Origin of the sequence: Rothia sp. HMSC062H08 (assembly GCF_001810775.1) — a bacterium.
Lineage (GTDB): Bacteria > Actinomycetota > Actinomycetes > Actinomycetales > Micrococcaceae > Rothia.
The window spans coordinates 12,534-32,989 of sequence record NZ_KV802648.1; the positions used below are offsets into that span (position 1 = coordinate 12,534).

At 58.5% G+C, this 20,456-nt stretch carries 17 protein-coding genes and 1 tRNA gene; 10 read left to right on the forward strand and 8 right to left on the reverse strand.

Annotation, left to right across the window (positions count from 1 at the left end):
- The first annotated feature begins 153 nt into the window (after positions 1-153).
- Both trxB and trxA read left to right on the forward strand, forming a co-directional pair.
- Positions 154-1,188 (forward strand): thioredoxin-disulfide reductase, encoded by a 1,035-nt coding sequence (gene trxB / locus HMPREF2765_RS00255; RefSeq protein ID WP_049341938.1) that lies wholly within the window; start codon positions 154-156, stop codon positions 1,186-1,188.
- Positions 1,189-1,241: 53 nt separating this feature from the next.
- The gene (trxA, locus tag HMPREF2765_RS00260) at positions 1,242-1,568 is read left to right on the forward strand and encodes a thioredoxin (RefSeq protein ID WP_049341939.1); all 327 of its coding nucleotides are present in this window, start codon (positions 1,242-1,244) and stop codon (positions 1,566-1,568) included.
- Between the two features lie 112 nt (positions 1,569-1,680).
- On the opposite strand, the gene HMPREF2765_RS00265 is transcribed toward trxA, so the two are convergent.
- The 8 genes from HMPREF2765_RS00265 to rpmH form a co-directional block, all read right to left on the reverse strand.
- Entirely contained in the window at positions 1,681-2,979 is a 1,299-nt protein-coding gene (locus HMPREF2765_RS00265; RefSeq protein WP_070604010.1) for a ParB/RepB/Spo0J family partition protein, read from the reverse strand.
- A gap of 236 nt (positions 2,980-3,215) precedes the next feature.
- Complete coding sequence (locus HMPREF2765_RS00270; RefSeq protein WP_005504078.1) at positions 3,216-4,058, reverse strand: ParA family protein; 843 nt, start codon at positions 4,056-4,058, stop codon at positions 3,216-3,218.
- Between the two features lie 456 nt (positions 4,059-4,514).
- Positions 4,515-5,156, reverse strand: a complete 642-nt coding sequence (rsmG, locus tag HMPREF2765_RS00275) for a 16S rRNA (guanine(527)-N(7))-methyltransferase RsmG (protein ID WP_083303598.1) — start codon at positions 5,154-5,156, stop codon at positions 4,515-4,517.
- 1 nt (position 5,157) lies between these two features.
- Entirely contained in the window at positions 5,158-5,724 is a 567-nt protein-coding gene (locus HMPREF2765_RS00280; protein ID WP_049341941.1) for a Jag family protein, read from the reverse strand.
- A 110-nt stretch (positions 5,725-5,834) separates the two neighbouring features.
- A complete protein-coding gene (gene yidC / locus HMPREF2765_RS00285; RefSeq protein WP_049346361.1) occupies positions 5,835-6,824 on the reverse strand; it encodes a membrane protein insertase YidC in 990 nt (329 codons plus the stop codon).
- 51 nt (positions 6,825-6,875) lie between these two features.
- Complete coding sequence (yidD, locus tag HMPREF2765_RS00290; RefSeq protein ID WP_005504090.1) at positions 6,876-7,349, reverse strand: membrane protein insertion efficiency factor YidD; 474 nt, start codon at positions 7,347-7,349, stop codon at positions 6,876-6,878.
- On the reverse strand, positions 7,346-7,711 hold the full coding sequence (rnpA, locus tag HMPREF2765_RS00295) for a ribonuclease P protein component (protein WP_049346364.1): 366 nt from the start codon (positions 7,709-7,711) through the stop codon (positions 7,346-7,348). The genes yidD and rnpA overlap by 4 nt, the downstream gene beginning before the upstream one ends.
- Before the next feature lie 115 nt (positions 7,712-7,826).
- Entirely contained in the window at positions 7,827-7,964 is a 138-nt protein-coding gene (rpmH, locus tag HMPREF2765_RS00300) for a 50S ribosomal protein L34 (protein WP_005504094.1), read from the reverse strand.
- A 637-nt stretch (positions 7,965-8,601) separates the two neighbouring features.
- On the opposite strand from rpmH, the gene dnaA reads away from it, so the two are divergent.
- From dnaA to HMPREF2765_RS00340, 8 genes are all read left to right on the forward strand, one after another.
- Positions 8,602-10,278, forward strand: coding sequence for a chromosomal replication initiator protein DnaA (dnaA, locus tag HMPREF2765_RS00305; protein ID WP_070604011.1), 1,677 nt, complete (start codon positions 8,602-8,604; stop codon positions 10,276-10,278).
- Positions 10,279-11,082: 804 nt separating this feature from the next.
- A complete protein-coding gene (gene dnaN / locus HMPREF2765_RS00310; protein WP_049332240.1) occupies positions 11,083-12,207 on the forward strand; it encodes a DNA polymerase III subunit beta in 1,125 nt (374 codons plus the stop codon).
- 116 nt (positions 12,208-12,323) lie between these two features.
- Entirely contained in the window at positions 12,324-13,577 is a 1,254-nt protein-coding gene (gene recF / locus HMPREF2765_RS00315) for a DNA replication/repair protein RecF (RefSeq protein ID WP_070604012.1), read from the forward strand.
- Positions 13,570-14,265, forward strand: coding sequence for a DciA family protein (locus tag HMPREF2765_RS00320; RefSeq protein ID WP_049341947.1), 696 nt, complete (start codon positions 13,570-13,572; stop codon positions 14,263-14,265). The genes recF and HMPREF2765_RS00320 overlap by 8 nt, the downstream gene beginning before the upstream one ends.
- Positions 14,266-14,681: 416 nt before the next feature.
- Positions 14,682-16,712, forward strand: a complete 2,031-nt coding sequence (gyrB, locus tag HMPREF2765_RS00325) for a DNA topoisomerase (ATP-hydrolyzing) subunit B (RefSeq protein WP_070604013.1) — start codon at positions 14,682-14,684, stop codon at positions 16,710-16,712.
- Positions 16,713-16,784: 72 nt separating this feature from the next.
- Positions 16,785-19,415: a DNA gyrase subunit A gene (gene gyrA / locus HMPREF2765_RS00330; protein ID WP_070604014.1), complete on the forward strand. Its 2,631-nt coding sequence runs from the start codon at positions 16,785-16,787 to the stop codon at positions 19,413-19,415.
- Positions 19,415-20,011, forward strand: a complete 597-nt coding sequence (locus HMPREF2765_RS00335) for a DUF3566 domain-containing protein (protein ID WP_005508012.1) — start codon at positions 19,415-19,417, stop codon at positions 20,009-20,011. The genes gyrA and HMPREF2765_RS00335 overlap by 1 nt, the downstream gene beginning before the upstream one ends.
- A 198-nt stretch (positions 20,012-20,209) precedes the next feature.
- Positions 20,210-20,283: transfer RNA gene (locus HMPREF2765_RS00340), tRNA-Ile, on the forward strand.
- Positions 20,284-20,456: the final 173 nt, after the last annotated feature.

Consider the following 20,456-nt stretch of genomic DNA (forward strand, 5'->3'; position numbering starts at 1 on the left):
ATGTTCATTTATGACTCTTTATGGCAGGGTCGCTACTCAAAGATTCACAGTGCGCGGAGTATCTGGATAAGGGTCCCCAAAAAATGGAATAATCGAGGATAAAGCTCTGTTATAAGGACAGAACGAAAGACCTACAACGGAAAGATATATCTGATGACTGAGAATCTGGGAGGCCTCTTCGGAGGCTCCGCCCTGGGCAATCTGAACCTCGCTTCCGCACCCGCCACCAAGGCGGCACCGGCAGCCGAGGTTGAGGCCGACGCAACCGTCCACAACGTCATTATTGTGGGCTCCGGCCCCGCTGGTTACACCGCGGCAATCTACGCGGCACGCGCCGAGTTGAAGCCTGTCCTCTTCGCCAGCTCCCTGGCGCCCGGCGGCTCCCTCATGAACACCACCGAGGTCGAGAACTTCCCCGGATTCATTCAGGGCATCCAGGGCCCCGAGCTGATGGAGAACATCGGCCAGCAGGCTGAGCGTTTCGGCACTGACATCCGCTACCAGGACGTAGAGAAGGTTGAACTCACCGGCGACGTGAAGAAGGTCTACACCGCTGACGGCGCCGTTCACCTCGCAAAGACCGTCATCATGACCACCGGTTCTCAGGTCCGTAAGCTCAACATCGAGGGCGAAGACCGACTCTCCGGTTACGGCGTCTCCTGGTGCGCAACCTGCGATGGCTTCTTCTTCAAGGACAAGGAAATCGCAGTGGTCGGCGGTGGCGACTCCGCGCTGGAGGAGGCACTGTTCCTGACGACCTTCGCATCCAAGGTGTACCTGGTGCACCGCCGCGATTCTTTCCGCGCTTCGGAAATCATGCAGACCCGCGTGTTCAACAACCCGAAGATTGAGGTTGTCTGGGACTCGGCTGTCACCGCCGTTCACGGCGAGAGCAACCTCGAGTCGATCACCCTGACCAACACCAAGGACGGTTCTGAGCGCCAGCTGGCTGTTCAGGGTCTGTTCATCGCTATTGGCTCCGATCCTCGCGTGGAACTGGTACGTGACCAGCTGGAGATTACCGAGAACCACACCATCGCGGTTCAGGGTCGTTCCTCGAAGACTTCCGTTCCCGGCGTTTTCGCTGCCGGTGACGTGATTGACCCGACCTACCGCCAGGCAATTATTGCTGCCGGTTCCGGTGCTGTTGCCGCTCTGGACGCGCAGCACTACCTCGAAAACCTCTAAACTATTCGTATTACTCGCAGGGGAATCCACCCCGTGTCAGAAAGGAGCACTCCATGAGCAGTGCACAGCAGGCAACTGATGCCACTTTTGACGAACTGGTTCTGAAGAACGACAAGCCCGTTATCGTGGACTTCTGGGCTGAATGGTGCGGCCCCTGCCGCATGGTTGGTCCCGTGATTGACGAGATCGCTGGCGAGTACGCCGGTCAGGTCGACGTGGTCAAGGTGGATGTTGAAGCAAGTGGCGATACCGCCATGAAGTACGGCATCACCTCTATTCCCGCCATCTACCTTTTCAAGGGTGGCGAGGTCGTCAAGAAGACCGTAGGCGCTAAGACGAAGCCTGCTCTACTGGCCGAGTTCTCCGAGCACCTGGGCTAATCTTTCGAGAAGCTAAAGAAAAACTCTCGGTGATGTTTCACGTGAAACATCACCGAGGGTTTTTTATATATGCAACTGATTTCAGTTGCTAAATATTGTTTTATGCGAAAATTTAGCCCGAGAAATCAGAATCTAAAACGCGGATAATGCGGTTCAGATCCTCAACATTCGCAAATTCGATGGTCATCTTACCCTTGCGAGCACCCAGCGAAATCTTCACCGAAGTATCGAGCTTGTCAGCAAAAGCCTCCGCAATATAATCCAGGCGCTCACGGTGCTTCTGAGGCTGAGGAGCCTTGCGCTCCTTCACCTCCGCAGCGCCGGATGCATGGTTCACCAGCTCCTCAGTTGCGCGAACCGACAGTCCCTCATTCACAATCTTCTGTGCAAGAGTCTCAATCTGAGCCTGGTCCGTCAGAGCCAGCAGGGCGCGCGCGTGACCCGCGGAGAGAATACCCGCCGCAACGCGACGCTGCACCAGAGCCGGCAGCTTCAGCAGACGAATCGTATTCGAAATCTGGGGGCGAGAACGACCAATACGCTTAGCCAACTGCTCCTGAGTAGTGTCGAACTCCTCCATGAGCTGCTGGTATGCCGCCGCCTCTTCAATGGGGTTCAGCTGGCTGCGGTGCAGGTTCTCCAGCAGGGCGTCACGGAGCAGGTCGCCGTCTTCAGTCTCACGAACAATCGCCGGGATGGTGGTCAGTCCAGCCGCCTGGGTTGCACGCCAGCGGCGCTCACCCATGACCAGCTCATACTTTTCGGTGCCGTTTTCGCGCGAGGGACGCACGACGATCGGTTGCAGAACGCCAATCTCACGTACCGAGTGGATGAGCTCTTCCATGTCCTGCTCATCAAAGTCGGTGCGGGGCTGCTTGCGGTTCGGGTGGATATCGCGAACGTTCAGCTCAGCAAACTGTGCACCGGGAACCGGAACCAGGCCGCCATGCTCTTCGGAAGCGGCCTGCGGGGTGGAGACATCTTCACCAAAGAAGAAGTCCACCGGGCGGCGAGTCAGGGTGGTATTACGCAGTGCCGCACCCATGTCCACACGGGATTTCTTTTTCGATGTTTCACGTGAAACATCCTGCGAGGAGGCGGGAGCTTCGACCTTCTCCTCTACCTTCTGAGCTTCAACAGGCTTTTCCTGAGCGGGTGCAGCTTCAGCGGGCTTAGCTTCTACAGACTCAGCTTTAGTGCTCTTGCGCTGCTTCTCCGGCTTGGCCTCGTGAGCCATTTCAAAGAGGCCGTCAGTTATCGGCTCTTCAATCGGAGTAGATACCTTCTTGGGTGCAGTCTTTACTGCCGCAGTCTTTTCGGATGCCTTCGCCTCAGCATTACCAGAATTCTTCGTACTCTGAGGGATCAGTGCCCCCAGGCCACGACCCAAGCCGCGTCGCTTTTCAGCCATCGTTACTCCTTAGGACTCCCGGACGAGCCCGCTCATTTTTTCTTCTTTATCTAGTGTAAACGAAATAAGCACTCGAAAGCAGGAGTAAAAACCGCACGGCACATCATCCGAATTATTCCTGATAATTAATTCACTAAGGATGTTTTCTTAGGTTTCACTCAGAAAATACCGCATGAAATGAGCCCTTTTGAATCATCAATAGACAATCCAAAAGGGCTCATTTCAAAAGATTTAGATTATGCGGATCGGCGCGAGAGTTCCTGTGCCGCCTCGCGGTAGGCGCGAGCGCCAGTCGACGAAGAATCGTAGGTGATGACGGTCTGCTGATAGCTGGGAGCTTCAGAGATACGAACTGAACGAGGAATCTTGACCCCCAGAGTCTCCTCCGGGAAGTGCTCGCGCACCTCCTCTGCCACCTGGAATGCCAGGTTGGTACGAGCATCGTACATGGTCAGCAGGATTGTACTGATGCGCAGCTTGGAGTTCAGGTGCTTCTGAATCATCTGAATATTCTTCAGCAGCTGGCTCAGACCTTCCAGAGCGTAGTACTCGCACTGGATCGGAATCAGAATCTCTTCTGCCGCAACGAAGGCATTGACAGTCAGCAGGCCGAGGCTCGGCGGGCAGTCGATGAAGACATAGTCTAGGCGCTCCATACCCTGCTTCTCGCGCCATTCGGTGTAATCCATTAGGGCATTCTTGAGGCGAGTCTCGCGTGCCACCAGGGAGACCAGTTCAATCTCCGCGCCTGCAAGGTCGATATTGGCGGGGGCACAGAACAGGCCGGGCATATCGGGGCATTCCTGAACAATTTCAGAAAGCGGCTTATCCTCAATCAGGACGTTGTAGACGCTGGGAACATCCACGCCGTGCTCAATGCCCAGTGCGGTCGAGGCGTTACCCTGCGGGTCGTTATCGATAACCAGGACGTTCAGTCCAGCCTCCGCGAGCGCGGCTGCGAGGTTCACGGCGGTACTGGTTTTACCCACGCCACCCTTCTGGTTCGACACGGTGAAGACACGCGTATGCACAGGCTTGGGGAGTAAATCTGCAACAGATTTCTGAGCTTGAGGAGTCATCGGGTGCCTTCCATATTCCGGGTGGTGTGTCTACGGTGATGCTTCGTCTGATGCCTCGCGTGTGGCAATACTCTGCGGTATTCGTGCGCGAGGAGGATTCGACCTCCACTCCCCCACCGCCCACTCATCTCGGCATGTTTCACGTGAAACATACTCCGTGAGGTGATGAAGTCTGCAATGTTTCACGTGAAACATTGGTGCTGCCCGAATGGTTCTGAAGGGCTCGGTACCCCTTACTGAACCGTCAGGCTTTGATGTAGAAGAGTCTAAGGTTTCAATCCTTCCTTAAGGGTACCCGGCATCAGGTCAATACTCCACGCGAGAGGTCATTCTATGTACTCTACGGATGCAATTGCCGCGCACGCCCGGCAAGCCAGCGTACAAAAAATGGGCGGCACCGCGTAAGCCAGCCTATTCACTAGCTCATTGCGGTACCGCCCATTTGAGACGAAACCTTTAGAGGCGAACTCGAACCACCGTCGTCGGCTCTTCCAGCAGGTCACCGCCGGCGGTGAGAATCTCAGTCTCACGCGCGCCGTAACGGTTCAACTTCTTCTTCGCCTTGGTAATCTCCTCCGCGGCACTACGACCCTTCAGAGCCAGCAGCTCACCGGTGCCGCGCAGAATCGGCAGAGTGATGTCCAGCAGGCCCACCAGGGCGGACACAGCGCGTGCAGTCACCACATCGGCCTCCACGGCGCCCACAGCCTGCTCGGCACGCGAGCGCAGCACGGTCACGTTCTCCAGGCCTAGATCCTCGACAACCTCATTCAGCCAAATCACGCGGCGCTCCAGAGGCTCAATCAAAGTCAGCTTCAAATCCGGGCGGGCAATCGCCAGGCACAGACCGGGCAGGCCGGCGCCAGAGCCAACATCAGCCACCGACACATTCGGTGCAATGTACTCCTGCACCACGGCACAGTTCAGCACGTGGCGAGCCCACAGGCGCGGCACCTCACGCGGGCCAATCAGACCGCGCTCAATACCGGTCGTCGCCAAGTGCTGCACGTAGCGCTCCGCCAGAGGCAGACGCTCACCGAACGCAGTCTCCGCTGCGGCGCGCTCGCTCTCATTGAGAGCAACCATCGAAGTCTCCATACTAGGCTCCTACCTCGGGAAGAGAAATCACCACGTGGCGGCGGGGACCCTCGCCCTCAGACTCGCTGTACAGGCCAGCAGCAGCCACCACATCGTGCACGACCTTACGCTCGTACGGGCTCAGCGGCTTCATGTGCTCATCACGACCGGTAGCGCGCACCTTCTCAATCGCGTCAGCAGCGATCTTCTCCAGCTGCTCACGGCGCTCAGCGCGGTAACCAGCGATATCCAGAATCAGGCGGGAACGGGTGCCGTTACCAGCCAGGACGGAGAGGCGCACCAGCTCCTGCAGAGCCTCCAGCACCTCGCCGTGGCGACCAACCAGGTGGCGCAGTTCCTCGTTGTCATCATCGTCATTGACGACCGACAGGTAGATGCGGTTATTGCGCACCTCAATATCAATGTCGCCGTCCATATCAACAATATCGAGGAGCTCCTCGAGGTAGTCAGCGGCAATATCGCCTTCCTCGTCGATGTCCTCAAAATCGTCTTCTTCGCCCTCAAGGGGCTCCTCTACCAGCTGCTCCTCAACGAGCTGCTCGTCCTCATATTCCATAGCTTCAGTCACAATAATCCTCGGGGTGTTCGGAGGGGTGTCCTAGGGGTAAAAAGTATCTCATACACGGCGCCGGGCCCGCGCCTTACGCGGCGTGAGCCCGGCCCGAATGGGTGGAAAGCCTACTTATTTCCGTTTTGCTTACTGCGCTGCTGCTTCTGGCGCTTCTTACTCACCGGCTGCTGGCGCTGACCGGCTGCGGCACGCTCACGCGCCTCCTGCAGGTCCTTCTCGTGCTGCTCGCGGGTCTTACCCACCGGGGGCAGGCCCTTCGCCGCACGGCGGGCGTTCAGCTCACGCTCGGCCTGGGAACCGGGGGTCGGGTTGTTGCGGATAACCCACCACTGCTGACCCAACGACCAGAGGTTCGAGACGGTCCAGTAGTACATCACACCAAGGGGGAAGTTAATACCGGAAACAGCGAAGATGATCGGGAAGATGTACATAATCATCTGCTGCTGACGGAACATCGGGGAGTTCAGAGCAGCCTCCGACATGTTCTTCACGCTCAGCTGCTTCTGGATGTAGAACTGGGTGGCGCTCATCATCACAATCATGATGGCAGCCTGAATCACCGTCGCGGTGGCGTCGCCAGCCCCCGGGTGCATCATGGTCGCGAAGAGCTGAGCACCGAAAATCTGGGAGTCGTTGAACTGATGCACTAGCTCAGCCGGCAGCATGAGCACGCCCTGGTTATTCTGCGCTGCGGTGGGCACGCCCATCAGCACCTGGTACAGACCGAAGAAAATCGGCATCTGAGCCAGAATCGGCAGGCAGGAGGCGAAGGGGTTCGTACCGTGCTTGCGGTACATTTCCATCTGTTCCTGGGCCATGGCCTGGCGGGAGAGCTGGTCCTTCTTACCCTTGTACTTCTCCTGCAGCTTCGCCATATCGCCCTGCATTGCGGTCATACCACGCATGGCCTTGATCTGCTTGACGAACAGCGGGATGGTCAGGGTACGCATCACCAGGGTCAGGAAGATGATGCACAGAACCCAAGTCAGACCGGAAGCCGGGTCCATGCCCAGCGAGGTGAAAAGAGTGTGGAACAGCCACAGGACCACGGAGACGATCCATTTAAACGGCCAAAGAATCAAATCAAAAATATTCACGCGGGAATACTCCTTAAGGACTCGGCTAAGTCATTGTGTGGGAGGCGCCGCCTACTCAGGGCGGGCGTCACCACCGGTGTGAGGGGTGTAAAGATGGGGGTGGTTGAGCAGAATAATTTTCGGTTCTGCTCCGGGAGCGAAAGTACGCTTCCCCTCCGGGACTGGGTCGATACCTCCGGTCGCCCAGGGAACACACCGCAGAATACGGCGCACCGTCAGGGAAAGCCCGCCCATCGCACCGTGGGTGGTCAGCGCCTCCAGAGCGTACGCCGAGCAGGTCGGGTAGTAGCGGCACACGTCCCCGTAGAGGGGGGATACGACCTTGCGGTAGGCCTTCATGCACGCGATTAGCAGGTTCTGCGGTAGAACGTAGAGAGCCTGCAGGAAAGTTTCAGGCCTTACGAATTCGTTAGGTGCTAGTGCCAGCAGCTCGTCGGGGCCCAGAGTCTCTGCAGATGCGCTATAGGTGCCACTGTGATGCGCGTGGAAGCGTTCTTCACAGCGGTCACGCTGGGAACGACTCACGGCTTCTCCTTGCTCTGAGGCAGGTCGAGCTTAGCGAACGCGGTCTCGAGTGCCGATTCGTAGTCGCGGCGTAGCTGATCCCAGCTGGCGCTCGCGGAGGCAGGAAGCGCTCGCACAGCGATGGCGTACCCTTCCGGATGCGCGGCGCAGGTGAGCGCGGCAAGCTCACGCAACCGGCGCTTAACCAGGTTGCGTGTCACCGCGTTGCCCACCGCCTTCGACACAATGAAACCTACCCGGGTTGTTTTTCCGGGATTTTTCGCCGTAGATACAACGATGTTCCGGCGTCCACTGCGGATGCCGGAACGGAAGGCGTGGGAGAATTCAGCGCCGGTGCGCATTCGGTGCCGTTGAGGCAGCACGTCTCCCCCTTTACATGGTGGGGAGGCTCGGCAGGGCCGGCCTCCGCATTTTCTACGCTTAATGATAGTTCGCCCGCCGATGCGTGTGCATCGACGGGCGAACTATATGCCGTGATTAGGCCGAGAGCTTTGCGCGGCCCTTACCGCGGCGGCTCGATAGAATCGCGCGGCCTGCACGGGTACGCATACGCAGACGGAAGCCGTGCTTCTTAGCGCGACGGCGGTTGTTCGGCTGGAAAGTACGCTTGCTCATACTTTGTCTCCTTGATTTTTGCGGTTCGTGCCCTCACGGGTATCGGAACCGTACGCTTCTTGGTGCACGGAGGTACCGCGACTATTCGCAGTAGGCGGTGCACACACAACAGCACAACTTTAGAAGAGTGGAGGGCGTAAATCAAGTTCTTGACGCTTTTTTCCGCGTGATTCCGGGCTCCTTATGGGGACTGGGTGCGGAATCGAGGAGAGCTGTTGGTGACGATCGAGGGTTTATGAGAGGCCGAGGGGAACCCTGAAGGGAACACGCTACACTCCACTCGCATGAGTCACCACCCCCATCCCCACCCCTGGGGATAACGCGGGATCGCGACTATCCACTGCGGTGCATATCCTCCTCGGATAGCACATTGCGCAACGCTTATCCACAGGCACACACAAACGCGCCACCCCCTGTAATTACAGGGAAGTCGGCGAATTATCCACCGTTTTCCACTCTCCTTCCACTCCTGTAATTACAACTTTTCCACCGTGTGGAAAACTCTTGTGGAAAACGCCAAATGCCTGTGCATTAAGCGGGTAGAATCTTAATGACCTGCGGAAGGTTCCGGCATCGTTGGCACTCTGTTGAGCTGCCAACGTCTTCTGCGGCAGATTGAGCGGAGGTAAAGACCCCTATGACCGAGTCACTTCAGGCGCGATGGGCGCACCTGCTGTCTATCCTGAGCAGCGACCCGAACGTCACGGCGCGCCAGCGTGGATTCGTGAACCTTGCGCGCCCCCAGGGTCTGATGGGATCTTCGCGCCTCATCATCGAGGTGCCCAATAAGCTCACCCGCGCCGTGTTTGAGGAGCAAATTACAGCACCTTTCCGCGCCGCACTGCACGAGGCGTTCGGCCCCTCCACCACCGCGCTTTTCGATGTGAACGAGGCGATGGTTCCCATTGAAAGCCCAAGTCAGGACGTTAATGAGCCGGAACAGGCCGCACCCGTCGAACCCGCAATTGCAGCAGCTCACCAGGTTCCCGATGAGCCTTCTGGCTATTCCACCGCAACTCCCTACGCCGAGCCCGCCCGTCGTGAGGCCCCCGTTGGCTCCCGAGCTTTCGAGTACTACACCGAGCCTCATCCGGCGCCGGATTCCGAGGCGCACGTCCCTGCGGATGAGCAGGTGACTCGTCCCTCGCTACAGGCCCTCGAGACAGAACGAACCGCTTTCCACACTGCGCACAGTGAGGCTCCGGCCCCGGCCGCGCCGGTTGCGACCCAGCACGAAGACCCGGAAAACGCTCCGACGTGGGATAGCTCTGCTCGATTGAACCCGAATTACACCTTCGATACCTTCGTGATCGGCCAGTCCAACCGCTTTGCTCATGCAAGCGCCTTCGCCGTGGCAGAGCAGCCCGGCATCGTGTACAACCCGCTGTTCATCTACGGCGGTTCGGGCCTGGGCAAGACCCACCTGCTGCACGCGATTGGCCACTACACCAAGTACCTTTACCCGAATCTGCGAGTGCGCTACGTGAATTCTGAAGAGTTCACGAACGATTTCATCAACTCGATTCGCGACGACGAGGGTTCCTCGTTTAAGCAGATTTACCGCAATGTTGACGTTCTTCTGATTGACGATATCCAGTTTTTGGCGGGTAAAGAGGCGACGATGGAGGAGTTCTTCCATACGTTTAACGCCCTGTACAACCACCAGAAGCAGATCGTGATTACTTCGGATTTGCCTCCGAAGCAGCTGACCGGCTTTGCCGAGCGGATGCGTTCGCGCTTCGGGTCGGGTCTGAACGTGGATGTGCAGCCTCCGGAGTTGGAGACCCGCATCGCGATTCTGCGAAAGAAGGCTCAGAGCGAGATTTTGCCGGTGCGCGATGACGTTATGGAATACATTGCTTCCCATGTCACGGCCAATATTCGCGAGTTGGAGGGCGCTCTGATTCGCGCGAGCGCCGCCGCCTCGATGAAGAAGCCTCCGGAGCCCATCACCCTGGCCGAGGCTGAGACCTATTTGAAGGATTTGCTGTCGGATACGGGCGGTGCCGAGATTACCTCGGCGCTGGTGCTCTCGACGGTGGCAAAGTATTTCGATGTGTCCATCGAGGATATGCAGTCGAAGTCTCGCACCCGCACGCTCACGAACGCCCGCCAGGTGGCGATGTATCTGCTCCGTGAGCTGACCGAGATGTCCCTGCCGCGTATCGGTAATGATTTGGGCGGCCGCGACCACACGACCGTGATGCACGCGGTGCGTAAGGTGAGCGCGCAGATGGCTGAGCGGCAGACGATTTTCAATCAGGTGACCGAGCTGACGAACCTCATTCGCCAGGAACAGCGCGCCGCCGGATAGGCCCACGGAACCACCTACACCCCCTATATACCGCTGACAAGGCGTTTTATAGGGGGTGTCGGGGTGGTTTGAGAGGGGCAGGGTTATTTTCGGCCACGATTTTCGGCTGACTGGGCCCTGAAATATGGGGTGTGGATAAGCTGTGCTTTAACTCCGGCGCTCGTGTGGACGTTAAGTGCATGAATATTCAAAAGGTGTGGAAGAGAGTAAATGCATAAATATTCATACACAATGCATCCTCAGCTCGGGGAGGATTCCTCCACTTAATGTCCACAGGTCACTTCCGCGTCATTGCTGGGTTCTGTGGGGTTTTCCACCGTTTCCACAAGCGTTAATAATACTACTGTACTTAAAGAAAAAATCCTCCCCATAACATGAAACATTTCCTCGCTCGGGGCTGCCGGGAAGTTCGATATGCATTTTGAGCCGCTCAGGGCGTTCGCCCGTCGTGATTTCAGGAAACACTAGGCGATAGTAAGCGCTTTCTTTGGTTCATTCTCCCTGTTGGTTTTGGCGAGAAACCCACATTTTTGAATATCTAATTTCGAATCTGTTTTCGATATTTTTCAAGGAACCCTTCGCGGTTCTTTGTAATTACAAAAATGCGAGGCTGGTAACCGTGGTGACCGACCGTGTTCACCGCGAATCCCTGTAATTACAATTCGTCTGGATTCCGGTAGGATGGATAGACGCGCGCGCACGGGCACCGCGCACTAGAGCAGGCGAAACCTTCCGGCTCTCTCGCAATTCAGCTTTACGTGCGCCACAAACCGAATCTCTACCACCGTGAAAGGCGCCTTCTCGATGAAATTCACCGTTGAACGCGATGTCCTCGCCGAAGCAGTCGGCTGGACGGCACGCTCCCTGCCCTTGCGTCCTACCTCCCCCGTGCTCAACGGTCTGCTGATTACCGCCTCCGCCGGCGAAGTCAGCATCGCAAGCTTTGATCACGAAACCAGCGCCCGCCAGGTTATCGCCGCCGATGTTCAGGCCGAGGGTGTGTGCCTTGTTCCAGGTAAGATCCTGGCCGAAATCTGCCGTTCTCTTCCGAACGCTGAGGTCGAGTTCACCGCTGATGAGTCCGTGATTCGTCTGCACTGCCGTTCCGCTAACTTCCAGCTGGCCGGCATGCCCGTGGCCGATTACCCCGAGCTGCCCGAGCTGCCCGAAGTTTCCGGTACCGTCGACGGCGCCGAATTTGCTGAAGCCGTCAAGCAGGTTCAGATTGCGGTGTCCAAGGACGAGACCCTGCCCCTGCTGACTGGTATTCGCGTCGAGATCAACGGCGACACCATGACCCTGCTCGCCACCGACCGCTACCGTCTAGCCATGCGCGAAATCAAGTGGAACCCCGTCAACCCCGATGTTCAGGCGGCTGTTCTGCTAAAGGCCAAGACCGTTTCCGAGGTTGGTAGCACTCTCTCCGGCTCCGGCGAGCTCTCCATTGCGCTGCCCGCCGCCGGTGAACTGATTGGTTTTGCCGCCGGTACCCGCCGCACCACGAGCGTTCTGATGGACGGCGACTACCCCAACATCCGTGCTCTCTTCCCCGAGCAGACCCCCATCCACGCGGTGGTTCGCACCTCCGACCTGACCGAGGCAGCTCGCCGTATCTCGCTCGTGGCTGAGCGCAACACTCCGCTGCGCCTGAAGTTCACCCAGGGTTCGGTTGCCATCGATGCGGGCCGCGGCGACGAGGCTCAGGCCTCCGAAACCCTGCAGGCTCACCTCTCCGGCGACGACATCACCGTGGCGTACAACCCCTCCTACCTGCTGGACGGTCTGAAGGTGTTCGGCACCGAGTTCGTGCGTTTCTCCTTCACCGATGCGCCCAAGCCCGCCGTGATCTCGGGCCAGGACGAGCCGCTGGCTGAGGATGACCGCAACTACCGCTACCTGCTGATGCCGGTGCGTCTGCCCTCGAACTAGTAGCTTGCCGCCCCGCGCCCTTCCCGAGGCTCTGCCCAGGGAAGGCTCGCGGGGCTGTGCTTTCTCCGTCCGCGCCTATCCCCTTCTCGACCGAACCGCACGAAAGGAGCCGTCCGGTGTACATCGACCACATCTCGCTGTTGGATTACCGCACCTACGCGCTGCTCAACCTGCCTCTATCGGCCGGGGTGACGGTTTTTCTGGGCTCGAATGGCGTGGGAAAAACGAATATCGTAGAGGCCATTGAGTATGCGGCGGCCCTCTCTTCGCACCGGGTGAGCCACGATGGTCCGCTGGTGCGCGTGGGCGCCGCCCGAGCCTACATCCGCACCCGCACTGTGCGCGGTTCGCAGCAGACCGTGACCGAGTTTGAGGTGGCTCCCGGTCAGGCGAATCGCGTGCGCATTAACCGGGCTGCCCCGGTGCGCGCTAAGGAAGCTCTGGGTATTGCTCGCACGGTGCTGTTTTCCCCCGAGGACCTGCAATTGGTGAAGGGCGATCCCGCCGGTCGTCGTCGATTTGTGGATGAGCTGGCCGTCTCCCTGCGCCCCGTGGTGGCGGGGTACCGCAGTGAGTACGAGCGGATTTTGCGGCAGCGTAATTCGCTGCTCAAATCGATGCAGCGCCGCGCTCGCGACGAGAACGCGTTGAGTACCCTCGCGGTGTGGGATGGCCAGCTTGCCCTGATGGGGGCGCAACTGCTCTCTGCACGCTTCCGTCTGTTGCAGCGCCTACTCCCCCAGCTGCGTCGCGCCTATGCGGGGCTGACGGACGGTTCTAAGGACGTGGGGTTCACCTACGAATCCTCCGTCTTTGCGAGCATGGGCGAGCGCTCTCTCGAACATGCGGCCCTCATGAGTATCAAGGACCTGAAGGAGGCGCTTCTGCGCGGTTTTGCCGAGCGTCGCGCCGAGGAAATTGAGCGCGGCGTGACGCTGGTGGGGCCGCACCGTGAGGATGTGACCCTGCTGCTGGGCGGCCTTCCGGTTAAGCATTTTGCCTCGCACGGTGAGAGCTGGTCGTTTGCCCTGGCCCTGAAGTTGGCTTCGTGGTTTGTTCATGTGGAGGACGATTCTTCGCCGGGTGCCTCCCCCATCCTGATTCTTGACGATGTCTTCGCCGAGCTCGACTCGGCGCGCCGCCACCGCCTGGGCGCTATGGTTGCCGCGGCGGAGCAGGTGCTCATTACGTGCGCCGTACTCACGGATATTCCGGAGGAGCTGGGCGACTACCGCCTGGTGTCGGTGACGGCGGGGCACGCCGAGTATGTGCAGCCTGCCGCTGGTCCTGCCACCGACTCTGTCACTGACTCTGTGGGGCAGTCGAACTCGACCGTTTCTGCACTCGCAGAGGGTGATGGCGATGAGTAACCCCGTCCGCCCTCAAAACCATGTTTCACGTGAAACATTCGGTGAATTCGCGGAACCGCAGTTTGCGGAGCCTCAAAACCCGTACGAGGTTGACGGCGTGGGTGAGTTCTACCGTGACGAGGTGGACGCCCCCTCCGCCCTACTGACCCGTATGCGAGTGGCGGCTCAAGAACGCGGCGAGGCGCCCCTGAATGCCTTCTCTGCGAATAAAATCATGCGCGATTTTGGTGCGGTCATGTCTGGAACCGCCTCGAAGAAGAAATCGCGGCGAGCGCAGGGGTGGGACCCCCGCGTCATGGGTGGCTATAGCGGCCCTGGAGAGAGCTCTCGCGACCCCAAACCCCTTGGCGGCATCGTCAGCGCTCTGATCCGTTCTCGCGGCTGGAAAGAGCCCGTGGCAGTCTCTAGCGTGCTGGCTCGCTGGGCTGAGCTCGTGGGCCCTGAAATTGCGGCGCACACCCGCCCCATCAGCTTCGAAAACTCCATTGTTGAAGTCCAGTGCGACTCTACCGCCTGGACGACTCAGCTGCGCCTGATGCACGGGCACCTCATCGAACTTTTCCGCCGTGAACTGGGTGATGGTGTCGTGGCTCAGGTTCGCGTGCTGGGTCCGAACAACGGACGCTGGAATCAGCGAGGCTATCGGCGTGCCACCGGCATGCGCGGTGTGCGCGACACCTACGGGTAGCCTTCTGAGTGCCTCTGGTGCTCGTTCACCTTCTGAATGAACGGTGTTAGGTCAAAATAAGCCTTTTTCTGCACGCTATGAAAGCTTTAGAATCGCCAGCAACCCCCACGAAGTGGTGAACCGTATCCCCTACCTCAAAAGGGGGTTGAGGCACTCTAAACCGCCTTAGCGGGCTTTTGAGCGGGTGGTAGTGCCCAAAAAAGCTCAATATGTGACGCTTGTAGATGGTTTTATGCTCTCTTGCTCGGTAAAATAAAAGAGACAATGCGTAAAGTGTGCCCACCTATGGGTACCACCGGCACCGCGGGTTGTGCAGGCACTTTCTTGTGCCCTCTGTGAGGCGTTCTAGGCTCCGCTCTTGGCTGCCCGTAGCTTTCCTTTGCCGGTTGCATCATCTACTCAAGGAGTTCTGCCTCGTGGCATCTGAACAGAATGCATCTGAACAGCAGCATGAATACGGTGCATCCGATATTACCGTGCTGGAAGGCTTGGAGGCGGTTCGTAAACGCCCCGGCATGTACATCGGCTCGACCACCGAGCGCGGTCTGCACCACCTGGTCTACGAGGTCGTTGATAACTCCGTGGACGAAGCGCTTGCCGGTTACGCCTCCGAAATCGACGTGACCATCCAGGCCGATGGCGCGGTGCGCGTCAAGGATGACGGTCGCGGTATTCCCGTGGATGAGCACCCCACCGAGCACAAGTCCACCGTCGAGGTCGTCATGACCGTGCTGCACGCCGGCGGTAAGTTTGGCGGCGGCGGCTACTCGGTTTCCGGTGGTCTGCACGGCGTGGGTATCTCCGTAGTGAACGCCCTATCGACCCGCGTGATTACCGAGGTGCACCGCCAGGGCTACGCGTGGCACATCTCCTTCTCCAACGGTGGCGTGCCCGACGGTCCCCTGCATCGCGGCGAGCCCTCCGATAAGACCGGCACGATTCAGACCTTCTATCCGGATCCCGAGATTTTCGAGACTGTCGAGTTCGATTTTGAGACCCTGCGCGCTCGCTTCCAGCAGATGGCCTTCCTGAATAAGGGCCTGACCATCACCCTGACCGATGAGCGCGAGAAGTTCGCCGGTGACGAGGTTGCCGAAGAGGAGAAGGAAAACACTCTCAACCGCGTGCGTGCGAACGCTGACGGTTTCATGACCGTCACTTACCGTTACGACAACGGCCTGTTTGACTACGTGCACTTCCTGAACGCCGGCGCGAAGACCATCGTGAACGAAGAGATTGTCTCCTTCGAATCTGAGGACTCCGACCGTAACATGAGCCTGGAAGTGGCCATGCAGTGGACCGGTGCGTACAAGGAATCCATCTACTCCTACGCAAACACGATCAACACCCACGAGGGCGGCACCCATGAAGAGGGTTTCCGTGCCGCGCTGACCTCCCTGGTGAACCGTTACGCTCGCGACAACAAGCTGTTGCGCGATAAGGACGATAACCTCACCGGTGAAGACGTGCGTGAGGGCCTGACCGCGGTCATCTCGATTAAGATTTCCGAGCCGCAGTTCGAGGGTCAGACGAAGACCAAGCTGGGTAACTCGGAGGCGAAGTCCTTCACCCAGCGCGAGGTGAACGATCACCTGAGCGACTGGTTCGACCGTAACCCCGCCGTGGCCAAGGACATCGTGCGTCGCGCGATTACCGCCGCCCAGGCGCGTATCGCCGCCCGCAAGGCCCGTGAGACGACCCGCCGCAAGGGCCTGCTGGAGACCAGCTCCATGCCCGGTAAGCTCAAGGACTGTTCCTCGAAGGATCCGTCGATCTCTGAGATTTACCTGGTGGAGGGTGACTCCGCGGGTGGTTCGGCGGTTCAGGGTCGTAACCCGAACACTCAGGCTATTCTGCCGCTGCGCGGTAAGATCCTGAACGTTGAGCGCGCTCGCCTGGACCGCGCCCTGTCGAACGCCGAAATTCAGGCGATGATTACCGCCTTCGGTACCGGTATTGGCGACGACTTCAACATCGAAAAGGCCCGTTACCACAAGATTGTGCTCATGGCCGATGCGGACGTGGACGGCCAGCACATCACGACCCTGTTGCTGACCCTGCTCTTCCGCTTCATGCGCCCGCTGATTGAGGCCGGTTACGTGTACCTGGCTCAGCCGCCGCTGTACCGCATCAAGTGGTCTAACGCTCCGCACGATTACGTCTACTCCGACGCAGAGCGCGACGAGGCTCTGGCACGTGGTTTGGCGAATAACCAGCGTCTGCCCAAGGACAACGGTATTCAGCGTTACAAGGGTCTGGGTGAGATGGACTACACCGAGCTGTGGGACACCACCATGGATCCGGCGCGCCGTACCCTGCTGCAGGTGAAGATGGAGGACGCGGCTGCCGCGGACCAGATCTTCTCGGTGCTTATGGGTGAGGACGTTGAGGCCCGCCGCGAGTTTATCCAGCAGAACGCAAAGGACATCCGATTCCTCGATATCTAACCCGCACGACATATTTCTTTTGGGGAATATGTGGAATGGGTTATGTAACCGAGTGATTTATTGAGGGAAATAATGAGCGAAGAACAGCAGAACGAAGTGACCGGAGCTGACGTCGTCAGCACCGGTGACACCGAGATCGTGGACCACCACGGCCACATTGAACAGGTGGACCTGCAAACCGAAATGCAGCGCTCCTACCTGGACTACGCGATGGCCGTCATCATCGGTCGTGCCCTGCCGGATGTCCGTGACGGCCTCAAGCCCGTGCACCGTCGCGTCATCTACGCAATGTACGACGGCGGCTACCGCCCGGACCGCGCCTTCAACAAGTGCGCCCGCGTGGTCGGCGACGTCATGGGTCAGTTCCACCCCCACGGCGATATCGCCATCTACGACACCCTCGTGCGTCTGATTCAGAGCTGGATCATGCGCTACCCGCTGGCATTGGGACAGGGCAACTTCGGCTCCCCCGGTAACGATGGCGCAGCGGCTCCCCGATACACCGAGACGAAGATGGCCCCCATTGCCCTGGAGATGGTGCGCGACATCAACGAGGACACCGTTGATTTCCAGCCGAACTACGACGGCAAGTCCCTAGAGCCGACCGTTCTGCCCGCGCGCATCCCGAACCTGCTGATTAACGGCTCCTCGGGTATCGCCGTGGGTATGGCGACCAACATTCCCCCGCACAACCTGCGCGAGGTGGCCGAGGGCGTGGAGTGGTTCCTGAAGAACCCGCACGCCACCAACGAAGAGCTGCTGAACGCTCTGATGGCTCGCATCAAGGGCCCGGATTTCCCGACCGGTGCGCAGATTCTGGGCACCAAGGGTATTGAGGATGCGTACCGCACCGGCCGTGGTTCGATTACCATGCGTGCCGTGGTCAACGTCGAGGAAATCCACGGACGCACCTGCCTGGTCGTCACCGAGCTGCCCTACCAGGCAAACCCGGATAACCTGGCCATCAAGATTGCCGAGCTCATCAAGGACGGCAAGGTCACCGGTATCGCCGATCTGCGCGACGAGACTTCGGGTCGTACCGGTCAGCGCCTGGTGATTGTGCTCAAGCGTGATGCTTCCCCGAAGGTTGTGCTGAACAACCTGTACAAGCACACCCAGCTGCAGGAGAACTTCTCCGCGAACATGCTGGCCATCGTGGACGGCGTGCCCCGCACCCTGTCCCTGGACGCTTTCGTGCGCCACTGGGTCAACCACCAGCTGGATGTTATCGTCCGCCGTACCCGCTACCGTCTGCGCCAGGCGGAGGAAGAGGCGCACATCCTGCGCGGCCTGCTCAAGGCTCTGGATGCTCTGGATGAGGTTATTGCCCTGATTCGCCGCTCCCCCACCGCTGATGAGGCGCGTAGCGGCCTGATGGAGTTCTTGCAGATTGATGAGGCTCAGGCTCAGGCAATTCTGAACATGCAGCTGCGTCGTTTGGCTGCTTTGGAGCGTCAGAAGATTCAGGATCGTCACGATGAGCTGATGCGCATGATCGCTGAGTACAACGCGATTATTGCTTCGGAGACTCGCCAGCGCGAGATTATCTCTGAGGAGCTGGGCGAGATTGTGAACCGCTACGGCGATGAGCGTCGCACCCAGATTATGTACGGCTACAACGGCGACATGTCTATGGAAGACCTCATCCCTGAGGAAGAGGTCGTGGTTACGATTACTCGCGGCGGCTACATTAAGCGCACCCGCAGTGATCAGTACCGTAGCCAGCACCGCGGCGGTAAGGGCATTAAGGGTGCCTCGCTGCGCGGTGATGACGTGGTGGAGCACTTCTTTGTGACGACTACGCACAGCTGGATTCTGTTCTTCACGAACCTGGGTCGCGTGTACCGTGCGAAGGGTTACGAGCTGCAGGAAGCCGGTCGTGACGCGAAGGGTCAGCACATTGCGAACCTGCTGGAGTTCCAGGGCGGTGAGCATATTGCTCAGGTGATGGAGCTGAAGAGCTATGAGGATGCTGAGTACCTGGTGCTTGCTACTCGCGGCGGCATGGTGAAGAAGAGCCGCCTGAGCGATTACGATACGAACCGTACTGCCGGCCTGATTGCGATTAACCTGCGTGAGGGCGATGAGGTTGTTTCGGCGTTCACCGTTTCGGATAAGGACGATATTCTGCTGGTGTCGCGTAACGGTATGTCGCTACGCTTCCACGCTGATGATGCGTCGTTGCGCCCGATGGGTCGTTCGACCTCCGGTGTGACCGGTATGAAGTTCCGTGAGGGCGACGAGCTGATTTCTGCGAATGTGGTTACTGAGGGTTCCTTCGTCTTCGTGGTCACTGAGGGTGGTTACGCGAAGCGTACGAGCGTGGATGAGTACCGCGTGCAGGGCCGTAACGGCTTCGGCATTAAGGTTGCTAAGCTAGTTGAGGATCGTGGCGCCCTGGTGGGTGGCCTCATTGTGGACGAAGAGGACGAGGTGCTGGTGGTTATGGCCAGCGGCAAGGTCGTTCGTTCGAACGTGAATGAGGTTCCTGCGAAGGGACGCGATACTATGGGTGTTATCTTTGCAAAGCCCGGTAAGGGCGATTCTATTATTGGTGTTGCACGCAACCAGGATCGTCAGCTGGATGATAGCGACGATGAAACCACTGAGAACACCGAGGCTTCGGAGTCTTCTGAGGCGCCCGGTACGGACAACGAGGGTGAAGCGGCGGCTGCCGATCTCACCGCTACTGGAGGTAACTAATGAGCAGCACTCCCGCGAGCTCCTCTCCTGCGTCGGCACAGCGTTCGGCGTCGGCTGGTGCATCTAAGTCTTCGGGTGCGGCTAAGGCTGGCGCGCGTCGCCCGGCTCAGGCACGTTCGGGCCAGGCTCGTCCTGGCGGTACCGCTAAGCGTCCTGCCGGTAAGCGCCCTGTGAACGCTAAGCGTCCTACTGGTTCGCGCCGTCAGTTGGTGCGTCCGGCGCCGCGTTCGAAGATTCGTCGCGCGCGTCTGGTGGTTCAGAAGGTTGATACGTGGTCGGTGGCTAAGCTGATCTTCCTGCTGTCTATTGCTTTGGGCATTGTGACTGTGGTGGCTTCGGTGATTCTGTGGCTGTTCCTGCAGGCTTCTGGTGCGTTTACCGGTGTGAACCAGCTGATTAGCTCGCTGGGTACCGGTTCGACCACTGTGGATATTTCGCAGATGATTTCGCTGGGTCAGGTTGCTTTGGTGACTACTATTTTTGCTGTGGTCAACACTGTGGTCTTTACTCTGCTGGGTATGATTGGCGCGATTCTGTACAACCTGGCTGCGAAGCTGGTTGGTGGCGTGACCTTGACTCTGAGTGATGAGTCCTAGTTTGTAGCTTTTGAGCTTTGTGTGCGGGCGGTTCTGTCTCTGGTGGAGGCGGTGCCGCCCGTTCTGCATGCCCCGCTCTGTATGCTCGGGAACCCCCAATATTAAAGTGTGATACAGAACATGCTTTTTCGATTTGGTGTTACCTTCAAACACCTGTATAGTTATATCTCGTTCTACGGAAGAAATTCCGCAGAAGGAGGGCGTATAGCTCAGACGGTTAGAGCGCTTCGCTGATAACGAAGAGGTCCCAAGTTCGATTCTTGGTACGCCCACTCCACACTATGAAAGGCAATAATGAAGAAATTATTGATTCTTGCTGTTCTTTCGTGTGTTACTGTGATGGTTCTGAAAAAGTACCAGAGCAATGAGGTCGTGAAGGCTTGGAAAAATAACTAAACAGTGGTTTCCGCTGAGACGGGGGCGTGGCGCAATTGGTAGCGCATCT